Origin of the sequence: Anthropogastromicrobium aceti (genome assembly GCF_020687335.1) — a bacterium.
Taxonomy (GTDB): Bacteria; Bacillota; Clostridia; order Lachnospirales; family Lachnospiraceae; genus Anthropogastromicrobium; species Anthropogastromicrobium aceti.
In genome coordinates this window covers 11,611-30,034 of record NZ_JAJEQN010000043.1, presented here as the reverse complement: position 1 = coordinate 30,034, position 18,424 = coordinate 11,611, and the positions used below count along the sequence as shown (strand labels likewise).

Annotated in this window: 14 protein-coding genes and 1 pseudogene; 4 read left to right on the top strand and 11 right to left on the bottom strand. The window is 40.1% G+C overall.

Going from position 1 to position 18,424, the window contains the following annotated elements:
* Window positions 1-127: 127 nt before the first annotated feature.
* Window positions 128-1,648, top strand: coding sequence for a putative basic amino acid antiporter YfcC (yfcC, locus tag LKD48_RS13700; RefSeq protein WP_262535896.1), 1,521 nt, complete (start codon window positions 128-130; stop codon window positions 1,646-1,648).
* A gap of 116 nt (window positions 1,649-1,764) precedes the next feature.
* On the opposite strand, the gene LKD48_RS13695 is transcribed toward yfcC, so the two are convergent.
* The 5 genes from LKD48_RS13695 to LKD48_RS13675 all read right to left on the bottom strand — a co-directional run bounded on the left by LKD48_RS13695 (window position 1,765) and on the right by LKD48_RS13675 (window position 8,334).
* The gene (locus LKD48_RS13695) at window positions 1,765-3,597 is read right to left on the bottom strand and encodes an alpha-amylase family protein (protein ID WP_308732303.1); all 1,833 of its coding nucleotides are present in this window, start codon (window positions 3,595-3,597) and stop codon (window positions 1,765-1,767) included.
* 115 nt (window positions 3,598-3,712) lie between these two features.
* Window positions 3,713-4,573 carry a carbohydrate ABC transporter permease gene (locus LKD48_RS13690; RefSeq protein WP_066561034.1) on the bottom strand — a complete coding sequence of 287 codons (861 nt, stop codon included), beginning with the start codon at window positions 4,571-4,573 and terminating at the stop codon, window positions 3,713-3,715.
* Entirely contained in the window at window positions 4,573-5,454 is an 882-nt protein-coding gene (locus LKD48_RS13685) for a carbohydrate ABC transporter permease (RefSeq protein WP_066561102.1), read from the bottom strand. The genes LKD48_RS13690 and LKD48_RS13685 overlap by 1 nt, the downstream gene beginning before the upstream one ends.
* Window positions 5,455-5,604: 150 nt before the next feature.
* Entirely contained in the window at window positions 5,605-6,861 is a 1,257-nt protein-coding gene (locus LKD48_RS13680; protein ID WP_308732302.1) for an ABC transporter substrate-binding protein, read from the bottom strand.
* Between the two features lie 486 nt (window positions 6,862-7,347).
* Entirely contained in the window at window positions 7,348-8,334 is a 987-nt protein-coding gene (locus tag LKD48_RS13675) for a LacI family DNA-binding transcriptional regulator (RefSeq protein ID WP_308732301.1), read from the bottom strand.
* 693 nt (window positions 8,335-9,027) lie between these two features.
* Here LKD48_RS13675 and LKD48_RS13670 point away from each other — a divergent pair.
* Window positions 9,028-9,891, top strand: coding sequence for a helix-turn-helix domain-containing protein (locus LKD48_RS13670; RefSeq protein ID WP_308732300.1), 864 nt, complete (start codon window positions 9,028-9,030; stop codon window positions 9,889-9,891).
* A 109-nt stretch (window positions 9,892-10,000) separates the two neighbouring features.
* Here the strand turns inward: LKD48_RS13670 and LKD48_RS13665 are convergent, their stop codons facing one another.
* The 3 genes from LKD48_RS13665 to LKD48_RS13655 form a co-directional block, all read right to left on the bottom strand.
* Window positions 10,001-11,356 carry a sodium-dependent transporter gene (locus LKD48_RS13665; RefSeq protein ID WP_262535891.1) on the bottom strand — a complete coding sequence of 452 codons (1,356 nt, stop codon included), beginning with the start codon at window positions 11,354-11,356 and terminating at the stop codon, window positions 10,001-10,003.
* 79 nt (window positions 11,357-11,435) lie between these two features.
* Window positions 11,436-12,500 (bottom strand): S66 family peptidase, encoded by a 1,065-nt coding sequence (locus tag LKD48_RS13660; protein WP_308732299.1) that lies wholly within the window; start codon window positions 12,498-12,500, stop codon window positions 11,436-11,438.
* 87 nt (window positions 12,501-12,587) lie between these two features.
* A complete protein-coding gene (locus LKD48_RS13655; RefSeq protein ID WP_308732298.1) occupies window positions 12,588-13,274 on the bottom strand; it encodes a Crp/Fnr family transcriptional regulator in 687 nt (228 codons plus the stop codon).
* Between the two features lie 177 nt (window positions 13,275-13,451).
* On the opposite strand from LKD48_RS13655, the gene hcp (LKD48_RS13650) reads away from it, so the two are divergent.
* Window positions 13,452-15,056, top strand: coding sequence for a hydroxylamine reductase (hcp, locus tag LKD48_RS13650; protein ID WP_308732304.1), 1,605 nt, complete (start codon window positions 13,452-13,454; stop codon window positions 15,054-15,056).
* A gap of 130 nt (window positions 15,057-15,186) precedes the next feature.
* On the opposite strand, the gene LKD48_RS13645 is transcribed toward hcp (LKD48_RS13650), so the two are convergent.
* The 3 genes from LKD48_RS13645 to LKD48_RS16570 form a co-directional block, all read right to left on the bottom strand.
* The gene (locus LKD48_RS13645) at window positions 15,187-15,825 is read right to left on the bottom strand and encodes a helix-turn-helix domain-containing protein (protein WP_308732297.1); all 639 of its coding nucleotides are present in this window, start codon (window positions 15,823-15,825) and stop codon (window positions 15,187-15,189) included.
* Window positions 15,826-15,868: 43 nt separating this feature from the next.
* Window positions 15,869-16,390, bottom strand: coding sequence for a hypothetical protein (locus tag LKD48_RS13640; RefSeq protein ID WP_308732296.1), 522 nt, complete (start codon window positions 16,388-16,390; stop codon window positions 15,869-15,871).
* A gap of 504 nt (window positions 16,391-16,894) precedes the next feature.
* Window positions 16,895-17,143, bottom strand: a complete 249-nt coding sequence (locus tag LKD48_RS16570) for an MvaI/BcnI family restriction endonuclease (protein WP_287890519.1) — start codon at window positions 17,141-17,143, stop codon at window positions 16,895-16,897.
* Between LKD48_RS16570 and hcp (LKD48_RS13630) the strand changes: the two are divergent.
* Window positions 17,138-18,412, top strand: a pseudogene (gene hcp / locus LKD48_RS13630) (hydroxylamine reductase); the annotation flags it as partial. The gene LKD48_RS16570 and the pseudogene hcp (LKD48_RS13630) overlap by 6 nt on opposite strands.
* Window positions 18,413-18,424: the final 12 nt, after the last annotated feature.

The following is an 18,424-nucleotide window of genomic DNA, read 5'->3' as shown; positions in this document are numbered from 1 at the left end:
TTGAAAATCGCTGCATCCTCATGTTTTTGCGGGTCCCAAGCTCAAAAACCTAATCGTGCAAGCACGAACGGCTTTTGAAGCTTTTGACCCTGATATCATTACATATCAAATGAAGGGAGACTCAACTATGAGCCACAAAAAAGGAGAAGGTTTAAAATCTTTTAACAAGGGCTTTACCGTACCAGACACTTACATCATTATCTTTTTTGTAGTTGTTCTGGCTGCAATTTTAACGTTCCTTGTTCCAAAGGGCTACTACGAAACACAGGACGTTTCGTACATGATTAATGGTGTAGAAAAAACACGTACCGTCATCAAAGACGGAAGCTTTCAGTATTTAAGAGATGATGCTGGAAAGGTCGTAACAGAAGGTGTCTCATTATTCAGTGGTGACGGTGGAACCGGTTTCTTTAACTACATGTACAACGGAATCGTCAATAGCTCCGCGATGGATATCATAGCATTCCTATTAGTTGTCGGCGGTGCATTTGGAATCATGATCAAAACTGGTGCACTCGAATCCGGCTTAATTGGATTAATTCGCAAAGCAAAGGGAGCTGAAAAGCTGTTAATTCCAGTGCTGTTTGTACTGTTTTCATTAGGAGGTGCTGTCTTTGGAATGGGCGAGGAAGCACTTCCATTTACGATGATTCTCTGTCCGCTGTTTGTTGCAGTAGGATACGACACCGTAATTGCAGTACTTGTCACCTATGTTGCTACACAGATCGGCTTCGGTTCCTCATGGATGAATCCATTCTCTGTTGGTGTTGCTCAGGGAATTGCTGGAATTGACGTATTCTCTGGCGCTGGTTTTCGTATGGTTATGTGGGTTGTCTTCACCGCACTTGGCTGTGGAATGACAATGTTCTACGCATCCAAGGTAAAGAAAACACCTACTATCTCTGTTGCCTACGAAAGCGATCAGTATTTCCGTGATCAAAACGAAAAAACAGGACTTGACGATGGACACGATTTTGGCATCGGCCACATCTTAGTACTTCTGACACTTGCTGCTACTGTCATCTGGGTTATCTGGGGTGTCATGGTAAAGGGCTACTATATGGCAGAAATCGCTACTCAGTTTTTCATCATGGGAATCGTTTCTGGTGTTATCGGCGTTGTTTTCCACTTAAATAATATGAAGCTAAACGACATTGCATCTTCATTTAAAGATGGTGCAAAGGATCTTATAGGTGCAGCACTTGTTGTCGCAATGGCACAGGGTATCATGCAGGTTCTTGGCGGCTCCGACCCGACCACACCAACCGTTATCAACACAGTCATGTACGGAATTTCTCAGGCACTCTCAGGACTTTCCGGTGCATTTGCCGCTGTACTTATGTATCTTTTCCAGTCCGTATTTAACTTCTTTGTCGTATCAGGTTCTGGACAAGCTGCAATCACCATGCCGATCATGGCACCACTTGCTGATCTTCTTGGTGTTTCCCGTCAGACCTCTGTTCTTGCATTCCAGCTTGGTGATGCATTCACCAACCTGATCGTTCCAACCTCTGGATGTTTGATCGGTTCTCTGGCAATTGCAAAAATTGAGTGGTCCAACTGGATTAAATTCATGTGGAAATTCCTCGGTATTTTGATGATTGGTGCAATCATAACTATTCTGATTGCCGTTGGAATTGGTTTCTAAAACAATCAAAAAAGCGTATCCGCCAGTTTATCCTGGAAGGTACGCTTTTTCTTATCTGATTTTGATTTTACTTATCTTTTTTCAGAATCATTATATACAATTGTACTCTTTTGTTCTTATCGAACCTTCTTCAGCCACATATAGCCATATGCCGGAATATTGACTCCAGCTGCCTCCATTAATGTTCCAGTTAAAAGATCACAGTACAGACCGTCTCTCTCATTGATCCAAGCCGTCTTATCAAATTCACTAAAGTTGAATAAGCCATATATCTTATCGCCATCATAATAACGGCCGATACAAAGAATGCTCTTATCCCATGTTTCAACAGTCCATGTATCCGCATTGCTCATAAATGCCTTCTCAGATTTACGAAGCTTCTCAAGCTGATTAAGCTTTGAAGAAATCTGACCTGGAATAGTCGTTTGATCACTGCTCTTTGCAGCCTCTTCCCAATTCATTGCACCACGGTGAACATAACGTGAATCTGGTGCCTTATCAGGATCATCCCTATAAGCATAATCATTTAACTGGCCAATTTCATCTCCACTATAAAGCACAGGGATTCCAGACTGCATAAACATATATGCATGAAGCATTACATCCATTCGAATGGCCTTCTCAAGTGCCTCTTTATCGTGCTGATAGCTTGCCTTTTCAATACCGCACATTGAAGCAGTTGTTCCACAAAATCTTGCATCACCAGTCACCGGATCCTCATTATAGAGAACACCGCGGCTGTTGCTGTAACCGGCATAGCCTCTAAAATAATCATTCAAATACTGCTTATGCGCACGTTCCTGAATGCCTTCCTGCTGCAAAGTTGCAAAATCAAGTCCCCAGCCAATATCATCATGGCAGCGCAGATAATTTAAGAAAACATAGTCCTTTGGAAGACGATTTACAATATCAAGCTGCTTCTTTAACAGACTGACATCTCTTGTTGCTACAGTATGCCATGTGGTAGCCATTGTTGTTACATTATACAGCATATGACACTCTGGCTTTTCTACAGTTCCAAAGTATGGAACAACCTTTTCCGGCTCCATTACTACCTCACCCAAAAGCAAAATGCCAGGGCAGACAAGTTCTCCGATCAGTCTCATCATACGCACAATTGTATGTACCTGCGGCAGATTTCTGCATGTCGTATGGAGTTCCTTCCATATATATGGCACTGCATCAATTCGAATGATATCAATTCCCTTGTTTGCCAGATAGAGGAAATTATACATCATTTCATTGAATACTCTTGGATTCTTGTAATTGAGATCCCACTGGTAAGGATAAAATGTCGTCATTACATAGTGACCAATTTCTGGAAGCCATGTAAAGTTGCCAGGTGCAGTCGTCGGGAATACCTGCGGAACTGTCTTTTCATATTCAGATGGAATAACCGCATTATCAAAAAAGAAATAGCGGCTCATATATTCTCCATCTCCCTGACGTGCCTTCTTTGCCCATTCATGATCCTCTGAAGTGTGGTTCATAACAAAATCCATACAAACACTGATTCCCTTCTCATGGCAGGCATTAGTCAAATTCTCAAGGTCTTCCATGGAACCTAAATTTTCCTGAACCTTTCTAAAATCAGCTACTGCATAACCTCCATCAGAGCGTCCTTTTGGTGTATCAAGAAATGGCATCAAATGAATATAATTAACATTATTCTTTTCCAGATAATCCAGCTTTCCCTGTACACCCTTCATGTTGCCAGCAAAATTGTCAATATAAAACATCATGCCAAGCATATCATTTTTTTTGTACCAATTAGGATCAGCTTCACGCTTTTTATCAAGCGTCTTTAACTTCTCACTTCTCTCCTTATAAAATGCGTACAAATGCTCGCACAGCTCTGCAAACATTGCATCATTTCCATATAATTGCATATAAAGATCATGAAGCTCATCCTTCTTTTGCTCAAAGCGTTCCTTATATATTGTTTCCATATTATTTGTTAAAGTTTGAGCACCTGCGCTCTCACTTATCTCCTTTTCTCATCGTTAAAAAGAAATGGGGTCCAAAACAAACTGTATTTTGGACCCCTTATAAATAAACACTAAATTATCCCTTTACTGCACCGGAGGTAACGCCCTCAACAATGTAGCGCTGCAAGAACAGATATAAAATCAAAATCGGCAGCATTGCTAACAGCAGAGCAGCCATTACCAGGCCCATATCCGTAGAGTAAGTTCCATAAAACGCCTGTGTTGCAATTGGAAGTGTATAAAGCTCCTTACGACCAAGTACAAGGCTCGGAAGAAGATAATCGTTCCAGAATGCCATTGCATCAATAATTGCTACAGTTGCAATCGTTGGCTTTAACAGTGGAAATACGATTTTCCAGTATGTCTGCCAGTTGCTGCAGCCATCCAAAAATGCCGCTTCCTCAAGCTCTAACGGAATATTCGTATGAATTGCTCCATGGAACATGAATGTTGCCATTGAAAGTGAAAATCCGATATGCATAAGGATTAAGGTCACACGGCTATTTAAAACTCCAAAGATACCACCATATAATGATACTAACGGAATCATCAAAACCTGGAATGGAATTACCATAGATGCAATCATTAATGTAAACAGAAGCTTACATGCCTTCCAATTGTTTCTTACAATTACAAATGCGGTCATTGCAGACAAAAGAATAGTTCCAATTGTTGCTGAAACTGTGATGATCAGTGAGTTGGTAAAAGATGTTGTAAAATTCATCTTCTTCATCGCATCAGAGAAGTTTGTTACAATAAATCCATGAGAACCAACTAGTGCCATCGGGTCAGACATAATGTCACCCTTTGTCTTAAATGCATTAATAATAACGAGAATAAACGGAAAGATAAACATCAGAAACAGGAGGATTAAAACAACCATTATAATGGCATGGCTAATTTTCTTTTTCTGTGCCGCTTTTTTATTTTCTTCCATTATGCTGCCACCTCCCCTTTCTTACCAATATAAACCTGTGTCACACCTACGATTGCGCAGACGATAAACAGTACAAGTGCCTCAGCCTGTCCAAGACCATAATTCTTATAAGTAAATGCCTGATTATATACATGCATTGCTGCCATTACAGAAGAATTGAATGGCTCACCCTTTGTCAAAGACAGGTTTACATCATATACCATGAAGCATCTGGTGATTGTAAGGAACAAGCACTGTACAAATGAAGCTCTCATAAGTGGGATGATAATATTAACTGTTGCCTGAAAACTAGTACATCCATCAATCTGAGCAGCTTCCTTTAAGCTCTTCGGTACACTCATAAATCCGGCAACATAAATTAACATCATGTAACCGGCATACTGCCATACAGAAACAATAATCAAACATGCCATTGCACCGCTCGGTGTTGCCAGCCAGGAATTTGAAAGCGCACCAATAGAAACTGCCTTTCCAATTGATACAAATGCTCTGTTAAAAACAAACTTCCATACATAACCAAGAACAATACCACCGATCAGGTTTGGAATAAAGAAGCCTGCACGGAAGAAGTTCTGTCCTTTAATACCGCTAGTCAGCAAATATGCTAGGAAAAATGCAACCACATTTACCAGAACAACGGAAATAACAGAATATATAACTGTTCTTCCAAGTGCCTGCCAGTAGGCAATATCTTTAAACGTTGCAATATAATTTGCAAAACCGACAAACTGCTTATCCTTTGAAATACCATCCCAGCTTGTAAAGGTCAAATATAAACCGTAGATAAACGGAATAATTACTACTGCAGCAAACAGTACAGTGGAGATACCAGCGAACATTATGTACTGCTTTACTTTATATTTTGTCGTGTTTCTATCCATGATCACGATCCCCTTCCCTGTATTCGTTTTATCATCAAGAAAATCATGAGACTGTCCGCTGCCTGTCAGCGGCGGACAGCCTCTATAGGGGTAATGTCTTCCTTCCTATTATATTATAAGGAAGCATCATCTATCAAATGTTTGACATTATCAGTGCTCTACAACGTCTGCTGACTTCCAGTAATCCTCAATCTCAGTTGCAAACTCTGCACGATCCATCTGTCCTGCAAGATACTTCTGGAAGATTGCACCACACAGAGAGATGTGATCATCTGGCATGTAGTTGTAGTTATCAATCATAGCACCCTCATCTGCATACTTCTTAACAGACTTTCCAAGAGGATCTGCTACTTCATTCTCATTATTGGAGAATGCAGGAACAAGTGCACAGTCTTCTGTGATGAACTTCTGACCTTCTTCAGAATCTGCAAGCCACTCTAAGAAATCTAGTGCTGCCTGACGCTGCTCATCTGTTGTAGTATCAGAAGAATCAATCATAAAATACTTAGAACCGCCACCTACAAGCTTCTCGTTAGTGCCGTCATCTGTGTTTTGCGGAATTGGCATCATACCCATGTTCTCAGTGTAATCATATGCGTTGATTACGGACCAATCCCAGTTACCACCGTACATAAAGGCGATTTCTCCCTCAGCTAACATCATCTCAGTTACTTCACGCTCAGCTGCGATTGCAGAATCCTTTGCGTAGTTGTTCTCCTTCATTACATCAAAGAAATCCATCAGAGAATTGAATTTCTCATTATTAATCAGATCTGCTTCACCCTCATGAAGCTTTGTAATAAACTCCTCTACATCCGGCTGCTCCTCTGATACCTGTGACAGAAAGTGACCTCCTAAAGACCAATCCTCCTTCATGATACCAGTAGGCGTCTCCATACCGCCTTCCTTTAACTGCTCAATCAGTTCCTTAAAGGAATCAAGTGTCTTGTAATCTTCTGGGTTAAATGTTTCACCAGTAATTGCTTCGATCGCATCTGCATTGTAAATCAGTCCACGAGCCTCAACACACATAGGGAAACCATTGATCTGATCATCAATTCCGATTGCATAGTTAGTATTCTTTACCCACTCCTGATCGCTCATATCAATTGCATGATCTTTTGCCAGTGAGTAGACATCCTTTGCATCTACCATTGCTAATGTATATGGATCTCCAGATGAATACTTGGTAGCCAGATGAGCTGCTACTGTATCATTTGAGTAGTAAACCTCAATATTGATTCCATTATCCTCAGCATACTTTTCTGCCATCTCTTCAAACTGGCTCTGAATCTCCATCTTGGAATTGAAAATGGTAATGCTTACCTTATCATCTGCCATTGCAGGAACTGCTGTTGCTGCCATTGCTGCCGCAAGTGTAATTGCGAGTGTTGCTTTTCTTCTCATTTTTTATTCCTCCTATTTTGTGCCCCTATCTCGTATGTGGGCATTTCTTTGTTTGTGTCTTCATTCTAGCACTGCACTTTTAACATGTCAAGCGGTTATCATAGTTTTTCTTTTATTAAAATATATTTTGTTAAAATTATACGATTATGCCTTTTTTGTTTTGTGTATTATGTCAATTATGTTTTTTTTGAATTTTATTTAATGTTCAATGAAATAAGTTAATTACGCTATTTTTTCAAAAAACTTTTTAAATTGTTTATCGCAACCGCTTGCGATATTCTTTCTTGTGACGACTTGTGTACATATCTAATATTCACAAAAAAAGAGTTATGCATGCAAGTACTCTACTCACTATGTAATAACTCTTTTTCGATATGTTTGTATAAAATTGCTATATTAGATTATATTGGTAAGAAACAGCTCGCTCGCGCCTATCATGCGCAAAACAGCCCCTTAGGGCTTAATCACTGCTTCGCAGCTGTTAACTCAAGTCGTTCCGCGCTCAACAAGCGTTACCGGAAATACCGTTCTTGAAGGCACCACCTTGCCAGCATCTATCATCGCAATGTCCGAAATTGCCTGCTCTGCCATCTGCTCTACCGGCTGATGAATTGTTGTCAGACCAGGTGTCGTAAATTGAGCAATATTAACATCATCAAATCCCACAATTTTCATATTCTGAGGAACACTAATTGACAAGTCGCGGCAAGCCTGAAGCACATATGCACCGATAATATCAGAGCTTGCAAATACTCCATCTACATCTGGATTTTTTTCAAGCTTGTTTCTCACAAAGCTATAGTACTCCAGCGTATCAAATTGTTCTTTATCTGTCACCATCACCATATGCTCTACATGATACTTCTCACATGTATCTTTAAAGCCCACTTCTCTATAATCGCCTGGCATAGCAATACTATCACCGGCACTTCTTCCGCCAATATACATAAGTTTTTTGCAACCCTTTTCAATTAATAACTCCGTTGCAACTACACCACCCTGATAGTTGTCACATTCAATACCTGATGTTGCCTGATCAATGGATCTCTCTAATGTAATTAATGGGAAATCAAGTCCTGTAAATTTTTCTGTGCCAAAGCAGCCGCTGCACAGCACTACTCCTGCCACTCTTGCGCTTTTGCACATTTCAATGCATTCTTCCTCGCGTTCTTCCTTATTTTTAGAAACAAATACAGTTGTGCGATATCCACGCTTAGAAGCCTCTTTTTCCAGCCGACCCAGAACCTTTGCAAAATAAGGATGCTCAATCTGCGGTAAAATAATTCCTATTGTATTATTCTTCTGCTTTGAAAGTGAACGTGCCATTTCATTTGGCTGGTAATTCAACTCTTTCATTACCTGATACACTTTCTCTCTTGTTTTATCACTTATATAGCCTCTATTATTCAAAACTCTGGAAACAGTTCCTACTGTCAGTCCGGAAGCCTTCGCCACATCCTTTAGCGTCGCCATACTTCTCTCCTTCCTTCTTTTTCTTAGCTGTTTCGAAAAAATATTTTATCTTATCACTCATGTGAGTATAAAGCATTTACTTTTATTTTTCAAGTCTATTTTTCTTCGACAGATCCATTGGGGATAACTCTGGGGATAACTTGGGGATAACTTTGTTTGATACTGCGTATTTTGCAGATTGTACTGCATATTTTGCAGTGGGTACTGCGTATTTTGCATGGGGTACTGCGTATTTTGCATGGGGTACTGTATATTTTGCATGGGGTACTGCACACTTTGCAGTTGGTAACACCTTTTTGGGGATAACTCTGGGGATAACTTGGGGATAACTTTGTTTGGTACTGCATATTTTGCAGGGGGTACTGCGTATTTTACATGGGGTACTGCATATTTTGCAGGAGGTACTGCACACTTTGCAGTTGGTAACACCTTTTTGGGGATAACTCTGGGGATAACTTGGGGATAACTTTGTTTGGTACTGCATATTTTGCAGGGGGTACTGCGTATTTTGCAGGTGGTACTGCATATTTTGCATGTGTCACTGCAAAATATGCAGTACCTTTAAATAAGCTATTGTTTTTCTCCTACCATTATGGTATACTCAAGCCAATATAAAAATTACAAATTTAGGAAAGGAGAAGAGATCATGACTGGGGGAAGATCGGCTAACCAGTATCATGTACTACTTTAACCATGAACGACAAAGTACAGATTAAAAACTGCCGCCCATTCACGATGATCCACAATGATTTTTTGGATTATGAAGGATTAAATTCAAAAGAGAAATTGGTCATGATCACATTGATGCGGTATGATGGAACTGCATTTCCATCCATTCCTAAATTATCGAAAAAAATCGGTCTGTCTGAGCGCACTGTCCGATATGCACTTAAATCATTAGAAGAAAAAAATTTTATTTCCAGACACCCACGCTATACAGCTGACGGTGCACGAATGAGTAACTCCTATACTATTACTGATGATCCTGACATTTGGAAATCAGAAACATCTGATGAACTTTCAGAAGAGATTTCAAAACAAGAACTTGAAGAAATGGCAGAATTGCTTCGAGCTGCAGGTTATACAATACAAAGTCCAACAGAACAGACTGTTTCTAATTCACAGGCCGCTTCACAAGAACAGCTATCGCTTTCAGATACATCTGACTCCGAGGAAGTTATGCCTTCTAAAAATGTAGAAGAATATTCCATGGACTATTTATATCAATACTTCAACTATGATTTAATTTGCAGCTTTAAAAATCCGTATGGCGGACTAAATTTCCTTGAAAATGAACACGATCAAAAAGTGTTAGATACTGTTTTCTCTGTTTTATATGATATGCTAAATGATCCAAGCGCCTATATTCAAATCGGACAGGACTCTATTCCTCAAGCGGTTGTGAAAAATGAGCTTCTTGGCTTAACTTTTGATGCCATTATTGGTGTAATCGATGCTTACAATAATGAAACTGAACATGGTGCCATCTATGATCCTGTCAGCTGGCTTCGAAATGCTCTATATAAAGGCAGCCAGCCACACATTCCTGATGGGTGATTAAAGTGATATAATTTTTTTCAATAAAAAAGCGTACCAGTCAAATTACTTTAACCGATACGCTTCTTTGTGTTACCTATTTTTCTATTTTCATAAATTTCAACTATTTTTAAATTAATCCCTGAATCAGAATAAAAACAATCAAAATTGGAAGAATAAACTGGAAATATGGCCTTAATTTCTTTGAAATTTTTATGCCATCTCCTGTATTTGCTTCCTCACAATATTTTTCAAATCCCCAGCCCCACTTTGTTACGCAAAACAGCAGGTAAATTAAAGAACCTATAGGAAGCAGCAAATTGCTGACAATAAAGTCTTCACTGTCAAGCACATCGCGCCCTCCAATCAGATGCAAATTGCTCCACACATTATAGCCAAGCACGCACGGAAGACTTGCAATCAAAATAACGATGCAATTGATCAGTGCAGCCTTATTTCTTGACCAGCCAAACATATCCATACAGAATGACATAATATTTTCAAATACCGCAATCACAGTAGAAAAGCTTGCAAATGTCATAAATAAAAAGAACAAGCTTCCCCAAATGCGTCCGCCTGACATATTAATAAAAACATTTGGCAATGTAATAAAAATCAAACTTGGTCCTGCATTTACTTCCACGTTATAGCTAAAACATGCCGGGAAAATGATCAAACCAGCCATAATTGCAACAAATGTATCAAGTGCACAAATTCGTACACCCTCTCCTGCTAATGTGTGATCCTTTCCCATATAGCTTCCAAAAATTTCCATTGCTGCCACGCCAAGACTTAGCGTAAAAAATGCCTGATTCATCGCTGCTGTAATCACATTTTTTAATCCTACAGCTGCAACAGCCTCTGTATTTGGAACAAGATAAAATTTTACACCCTCTGCTGCATTTGACAATGTAAGGCTATGCACAGCAAGAACAACAATCAGCAAAAGAAGGGCAGTCATCATAAACTTGCTGATCTTCTCCAGTCCATTCTGCAATCCTCTGCTGCAGACAAGAAAACCAACTACAACTGTTAAAATCATCCAAAATGCCATCTGCTTTGGATCTCCAAGCAAATTAGAAAATGCCTGCGCAGTATCCTCAGTTGTCATTCCGCTCTTAAAGCTGCCTGTCAAAAACTTAAAGAAATATGTAACCATCCATCCAGATACCGTGGTGTAGTACATCATTAACATGCAGCAGCCAAATATTGCCACCCATCCATGGATATGCCACTTGCTGCCTTTTTTCTCTAGTGCCTTATAGCCAAGCACCGCACTCTTTCTGCTGGCACGACCAACTGCCAGCTCCATTGTCAGAACTGGCAATCCCATTATCACCAGAAAGATCAAGTAAAACAGTACGAAAATTCCTCCGCCATTTTGTCCCGTCACATACGGAAAACGCCAGACATTTCCAATTCCTATCGCACACCCCGCACTTACAAGCAAAAAACCAAGGCGCGATTTAAAAGATTCTCGTTTCAAAAGCCCATCCTCCTTTTTAATGCTGCACAAACAGCAATTTTGTTTATTTTATCATGACATTCTGCCTTGTGTCAATGACTCAGACAAGCTCCATATTGATCTTTACTTTTCCGTTTTCTGCACACACAGATGCAGTGCTTCCATTTATAAGCGTCATCATCGGTGCTAAATGACCGATATCCAGATCCATCAGCACTGGCACCTGATATTCCTTTAACAAATCAATCACTGCGTGATATTGATCTAAGCCAATCATTTCCTCACCAAAATGAAGCGGACGTCCAATCAAAAAGCCCTTAACATGCTCAAACCATCCGGCATGAATCATCTGCCAAATTGCACGTCGAATACCAAATACATTCAAATCACACGATTCCAAATACCAGATAATGCCATCCTCCTTGTATCGCTCATTAAATAACTTCACCTGATCAAACTTTGTTCCCGTTAAATTTACAAGACAATCCATGCAGCCGCCGATCAATCTGCCCTTAAATTCGATGGTTCCTTCCGTCTCAAATGCCCGTACCTCACCCATCTGGTCTTTTTGTGTCAGGAAACCTCTCACAAGACTCTGTTCCGTCAGATTGTATGGCTCAAGCGGATGCTCCTCATCGCGCAGCCCTTCCTTTTCCCAGAGCGGATAACTCTGCATCATCAGTTTCTTTCCTGTAAAAAGTGAAAAGCAATCTTCAATTGATTCATCCCACGGTTCCATACCAAATGTTCCGGCACATGGTCCATAAATGGATGCCACATCGCATATTGTAGTCAATAAAAATGTAAAGTTTGTATTATCTGAATAGCCCATATACCACTTTGGCTTTGCTGCCTTAATTGCATCAAAATCTACATTATCCAAGATCTCGCACATCAGCTCACCGCCGCCGCAGGAAATCAGCGCATCTGCCTCATCTGACAAATACATCTTATTTAACTCTGCTGCACATTTTTCCGGCGTATTGCTGATTCCTATTCCACTTCCCTCAAAGCAGTTTGGACCAAGCATTGTCTGATACCCCATATCATGAAACTTTTCAAGCGCATGATTAAATGACGTTTTATAAGGCTCAATATTACATCCAAATGACGGTGCCACAAATCCAATAGTACCATTTTTCTTTAAAAACTCTGGAAATCTCATATTCGTTTTATTCTCCTTTCGCTTCCACAAAGCCACGACATTAATTATTATTTATCTTTCGCCATGGACTTTTTGACTCTTGCTTCATCATATCATACCTATGCTGTCCTTGTAAATTAGCCGAATTTTATTTTTATGAAAAGTCAGCATCCCCTCATCACGCAGACGGCACAGCTGCACAGACAAACCACTTCTATCCACGCCAAGATAATCCGCCAATTGCTGCCTGTTATAAGGAATTTCAAATTCGGAAGACTTATTTTTTACAGCCTGCTCCGACAGATACGACAGCAGCTTTTCCCTTGTGGAACGTTTTGCCATATGCGTAATTTTCTCGCTGAGCTTTCGATTTTTCTGTGCCATATCAATCAGCAGATTTTGAATTAACTGTGCATGAAAACTGCATCCGTCTGGGCAAATCGAAAGAATTCGTCCGACATTCAAAAATAGAACCGTCGTATCCTCCTTCGCCTCCACGCTCACATTTAGCACACTCCCCGGCACACAGGCAAACACCTCCGCAAAGCATTGACCAGGCCCAAGCACACTAAGAACATTTCGCCCGCCCCAGACATCATCCTGAACAATAAGAACACTTCCAGACAGCACAAGCCCCAGCACTTTTGTCTGTTCGCCCTCTCTTAAAATATATTCTTCTTTTCGATAGGTCTGCTTTCTCGCTTCCAGGCAGCCAAACAGCTTTTCCAGTTCACTCTCCTCAATGCCGCGAAACAGCCCTGATCGTGCTTTTATAATAGGAAGATATTCTTTCATTTGCTATCCACCTCCGTATAAAACTTTCTTTTTTCGTTGAAATTTCAACCGACAATCTTTGATTATTATACTATACTTTGTCCATCACGAAAAGAAAAATTACACTACAAACTTTAGGAGGATTTAAATATGAGCCAGAATATGACAAATACAGCAAACGTAAATGCGTCAAACAGCATGTTTTGCTTCCAGTGTGAGCAGACCGCAGGATGCACCGGCTGCACTAGAGCAGGTGTCTGTGGCAAGTCCGCAATGACAGCCAAGCTTCAGGACACGTTAACAGGAGCCTTAATCGCCCTTGCAAACACTGCTGCCTGTTCAAGCAAAAATTCCAATAACAATCTGAGTGCATCTTTAGCGAATGAGATTAATCATCTGATCTTAGAAGGACTATTTGCTACCATTACAAATGTAAATTTCGATGATGCTTCTATCAAAAATCTGACCGCACGCATTCACGCAGCTGCTACAAAAACAGCTAACGCTTGCAATGTTTCTATCGTTTCTGATTATTATATGAACAATATCTGGAATGCAAACGAGGACATTCGCTCCTTAAAGTCTCTGATTCTGTTTGGTGTGCGCGGTATGGCAGCTTACGCATACCATGCAATGACACTCGGCTACACCGATGCTTCTTTAAACCAGTTTTTCTTAACCGCACTCGACTCTCTGTCTAAGGATTGGGGCATGAACGAGCTTCTTCCGATTGTTATGGAGGTTGGCCGCTTCAACCTAACCTGCATGGAGCTTCTTGACCGTGCAAACACAGAGACCTTCGGAGATCCGGTACCGGTATCCGTTTCCCTGACTGTTGAAAAAGGCCCATTCATTGTTGTAACTGGTCACGATCTTGAAGATATCAAGCAGCTTCTTGAGCAGACAAAGGACAAGGGCATCAATATCTACACCCACGGCGAGATGCTTCCGGCTCACGCTTATCCAGAGCTTAAGAAGTACCCTCACTTGAAGGGCAATTTCGGTACCGCATGGCAGAATCAGCAGAAGGAATTTGCTTCTCTTCCGGCACCGATTCTATTTACAACAAACTGCTTAATGCCGCCAAAGGCTTCCTATGAAGACCGCGTTTTCACTACCGGCGCCGTTGTCTTCCCGAATACACCATTTATTTCATCATCCACAGATGGTCACAAAGACTTCACTCCAGTCATCGAAAAGGCACTTGAGCTTGGTGGCTTCTCTAAGGATCAGCACTTTACCGGAATCAATGGTGGTTCTAGCGTGATGACTGGCTTTGCACGCAATGCTATACTTTCCTCTGCTGGCGAAATCATCGATGCCGTAAAATCTGGCGCAATCCGCCATTTCTTCCTCGTTGCCGGATGTGATGGTGCTCGCGCAGGCCGCAACTATTACACCGAATTTGTAAAGCAGACACCGTCTGACAGCATCGTGCTAACACTCGCCTGCGGCAAATATCGATTCAACGATCTCGACCTTGGTACCATAGGAGCCTTCCCACGCCTGATGGATATGGGACAGTGTAACGATGCCTACAGTGCCATCAAGGTAGCTGTCGCACTTGCCGATGCCTTTGGATGTGGCGTGAATGACCTGCCGCTCTCCATGATACTCTCCTGGTATGAGCAAAAGGCAGTCTGCATCCTCCTTACACTGCTTCACCTCGGTATCAAAAACATCAAGCTTGGACCGACACTTCCAGCTTTCCTCTCTCCAAATGTTTTAAATTATCTTGTTGAACATTTCGCAATCGCACCTGTTACAACACCAGAAGCTGACCTGAAGGAGATTCTGGGGTAATTATTCTAGCTTCCTTAAATTTCCTATAAAAGAGAAAAACGTAAGCGCTCATGTTGTGCTTACGTTTTTCTCTTCATTTTTTATCCTTTTTTTTCAATGAGAACTCATGATTTCTGATCTTCCTTTATTTTTAATCAAGCAAATCCGAGATGTCACATTTTAACGCACTGGTAAGTCGCATAATAATATCAAATTGCGCTTTATTTAAGTCTTTACTTTTGCGTTCATATGCTCGTATGGTATTAACAGAAACATCAGCGACCTTCGCAAGTGCCTCTTGAGTTAAACCACAACGTTTTCTTATTGTTTTTAATTTACTTTCAGTATTAAAAAAATGAGCATCAAGCACTTCGTAACTTTTTTGAACATCCGCTTCATGAAGTGTTCCATAAAGTCCAAGTAGCTCACGATAGGATATTGTATCAAGTATACTTTTAAATGTACGACCAGAGTACCACTGATAATGAGCTAATATCCATCCCACCCAATATACATCACTTCGATCATACACTTCAATAGGCTTCATTTTTTCAATATAACTATCACCAGTAGTCTTTTCTACAACTTCTAAAAACAGCTCTGCCCCGCTCTTACCAGCAATATATTTTGGATTTCCATTTTCAAATTGTTCAGCAATATCCGATTGAATAAAGCGATTCAAAAAATCAGTTCCATCCATACCAAACTCAATAACTGCATCGTGAAGCATATTTCCCAGTGTTCTAGATGATTTATCTAAATATAGTGAACTATAAGCATGCAACATCATTCTTTTCCTTTTCTTCAAATTATAAATTCTCATTTAAGTCACTTTACGATTTTGTTTCAATTTCTTCCGTTATGGTTCGAATCCACTTTTTATCTACAAATTGGAACGCTGCCTGTAACTCACGTATATGCTCCCATTTTCCCTTTGCGATTAACCATGGATTTACTTCATATGAGCCTCGATCTTGTGTTGAAAAAAGAATTCCCTTCTCAACTGCACGTTTTATGTACTTTGCTGTCATATTATCACCAATATTACAATACTCAGAAATAGCTCGGCGTGTTGTTTTATTATTGTAAAACATAATCTTATCTCCATTTGTAAAACCAATCTGTGCGCTAAGTGCTAGCAAAAAATCAAGAGGAATTTCAGAAATAGCATTTACAGCCATCATAGCCTTATAATACACTTTGATAAAATCAGGTTCAGTACTTGTTTTAACTCTTGTACTTTTCTCTTGATATAGAATTTCACCACTCTGAACATCCGTAACCATATTATTAGATTCATAGACAGCAGTATTTTTTGCTCTTAAAAAATTCTCCTCAGTCCCCTCTTTGTTCATTAATCAATTCCTCCAATCGCCTCTATAATTCATCTTTTAATGTAATATATATTACATTAAAGAAAAAGTCAATATACAATGTTAATATAATTTTAATTACTATGTTATTGTAATAGAAATTATACTTTTAATATAAAATAATTACTGTAATAAAAATTACAGTTTAAATGTAAAAATATTACTGTAATAAAATTACAGTTAGAATATAAAAATATTACATTAATGATGTACGAATATTACACTTCAAAAATAAAGGAAATGGCTTATTTCCTAGGTTTTCTAGCAAATTTTCCTTCTTTTATTTTCTTTCTTCTTTATATAGACGAAATACTTAATATGAAAATCATCTCTTCCGACCGTTGAGCCGGACGACCCACCGCCCCATGGGACCCGTCGCTCCGGCTCTGCCGCCATTAGCGGCACCACTACACACATAAAAACGTAATCAAGGAAACACATTTTTTAACTACTTACGAAACAATATTTTTATTTTATAATAGAGAATTATAATTCAACTTTTTCAATCTCACCAAATAATTCTGCTTTTGCATTTGGCTTAATTCTCCATGCATTACCATGATTTTTTCCAGAATATTTTCCTGTTTTTGAAGTGTACCCACGCCAATCATATGTGATAATTCCAGACTTAATTAACGATAAGAATGTCATAAACTGTGGAGTTCTAGAATATTCAACTATGATTGATAAGAATAATCTTGATGCGAATGCATTGTTTCTATAGTTTCTGACTATGATATGAATAACATCTGGAATGCCGATGAGGATATTCGCTCACTAAAATCACTGATTCTGTTTGGTGTGCGCGGTATGGCAGCCTATGCCTACCATGCAATGGTACTTGGCTACACCGATGCTTCACTCAATCAATTTTTTATCAATGCACTTTCTGCTCTTTCTAAGGACTTGGGAATGGATGAGCTTCTTCCAATTGTAATGGAAGTTGGTCGCTTTAACCTTCTTTGCATGGAGCTTCTTGACACGGCAAACACCGAAAGCTTTGGTGATCCAGTTCCAGTAACTGTACCGTTAACAGTAGAAAAGGGACCATTCATCATTGTTACCGGTCATGATCTTTCTGACATCAAGCAGCTTCTTGAGCAGACAAAAGATACTGGAATCAACATCTATACACATGGCGAGATGCTTCCGGCACACGCATACCCAGAATTAAAAAAGTACCCTCACTTAAAGGGTAATTTGGGTACTGCATGGCAGAATCAGCAAAAAGAATTTGCCACACTTCCTGCACCAATTTTATTTACAACCAACTGCCTGATGCCCCCGAAATCTTCCTATGCAGACCGTGTTTTCACAACAGGCTCCGTACAATTTCCAAATACACCTTACATTAAGGATGAAAACGGCCATAAGGACTTTACACCGCTTATCAAGAAGGCTCTTGAGCTTGGCGGCTACTCCTCTGATCAGCACTTTACCGGAATCAACGGTGGAACTTCCGTTATGACAGGCTTTGCAAAAAATGCCGTTCTCTCCTCTGCCGGTGAGATTGTCGATGCAGTAAAATCTGGTGCGATTCGCCATTTCTTCCTCGTTGCTGGATGCGACGGTGCACGTTCCGGTAGAAACTATTACACCGAGTTTGTGAAGCAGACTCCAGCAGACAGCATTGTTTTAACACTTGCTTGTGGAAAATATCGCTTCAACGACCTCGATCTTGGCACAATCGGAAACTTCCCACGTCTGATGGATATGGGCCAGTGTAACGATGCCTACAGTGCCATCAAGGTGGCAGTCGCTTTGGCCGATGCCTTTGGCTGCGGTGTCAATGATCTGCCGCTCTCCATGGTTCTGTCTTGGTATGAACAAAAGGCAGTCTGCATCCTTTTGACACTGCTTCATCTTGGTATCAAAAATATCAAGCTCGGTCCTACACTGCCAGCATTTCTCTCCAAAAATGTGTTAAATTACCTGGTAGAGCACTTTGCGATTGCTCCAACTACAACGCCAGAGGCAGACTTAGAGGAACTTTTAGACAAGTAAAAATTTAAAAAA

What these genes read in the sequence shown, in the direction of transcription:
- LKD48_RS13685 (WP_066561102.1), bottom strand. Translation starts at nt 5,454, where the DNA reads ATGGATAGAAACACGACAAAATATAAAGTAAAGCAGTACATAATGTTC.
- LKD48_RS13690 (WP_066561034.1), bottom strand. Translation starts at nt 4,573, where the DNA reads ATGGAAGAAAATAAAAAAGCGGCACAGAAAAAGAAAATTAGCCATGCC.
- hcp (WP_308732304.1), top strand. Translation starts at nt 13,452, where the DNA reads ATGTTTTGCTTCCAGTGTGAGCAGACCGCAGGATGCACCGGCTGCACT.
- LKD48_RS13695 (WP_308732303.1), bottom strand. Translation starts at nt 3,597, where the DNA reads ATGGAAACAATATATAAGGAACGCTTTGAGCAAAAGAAGGATGAGCTT.
- LKD48_RS13655 (WP_308732298.1), bottom strand. Translation starts at nt 13,274, where the DNA reads ATGAAAGAATATCTTCCTATTATAAAAGCACGATCAGGGCTGTTTCGC.
- LKD48_RS13660 (WP_308732299.1), bottom strand. Translation starts at nt 12,500, where the DNA reads ATGAGATTTCCAGAGTTTTTAAAGAAAAATGGTACTATTGGATTTGTG.
- LKD48_RS13675 (WP_308732301.1), bottom strand. Translation starts at nt 8,334, where the DNA reads ATGGCGACGCTAAAGGATGTGGCGAAGGCTTCCGGACTGACAGTAGGA.
- LKD48_RS13645 (WP_308732297.1), bottom strand. Translation starts at nt 15,825, where the DNA reads ATGATGTTGCATGCTTATAGTTCACTATATTTAGATAAATCATCTAGA.
- yfcC (WP_262535896.1), top strand. Translation starts at nt 128, where the DNA reads ATGAGCCACAAAAAAGGAGAAGGTTTAAAATCTTTTAACAAGGGCTTT.
- LKD48_RS13680 (WP_308732302.1), bottom strand. Translation starts at nt 6,861, where the DNA reads ATGAGAAGAAAAGCAACACTCGCAATTACACTTGCGGCAGCAATGGCA.
- LKD48_RS13640 (WP_308732296.1), bottom strand. Translation starts at nt 16,390, where the DNA reads ATGAACAAAGAGGGGACTGAGGAGAATTTTTTAAGAGCAAAAAATACT.
- LKD48_RS13670 (WP_308732300.1), top strand. Translation starts at nt 9,028, where the DNA reads ATGAACGACAAAGTACAGATTAAAAACTGCCGCCCATTCACGATGATC.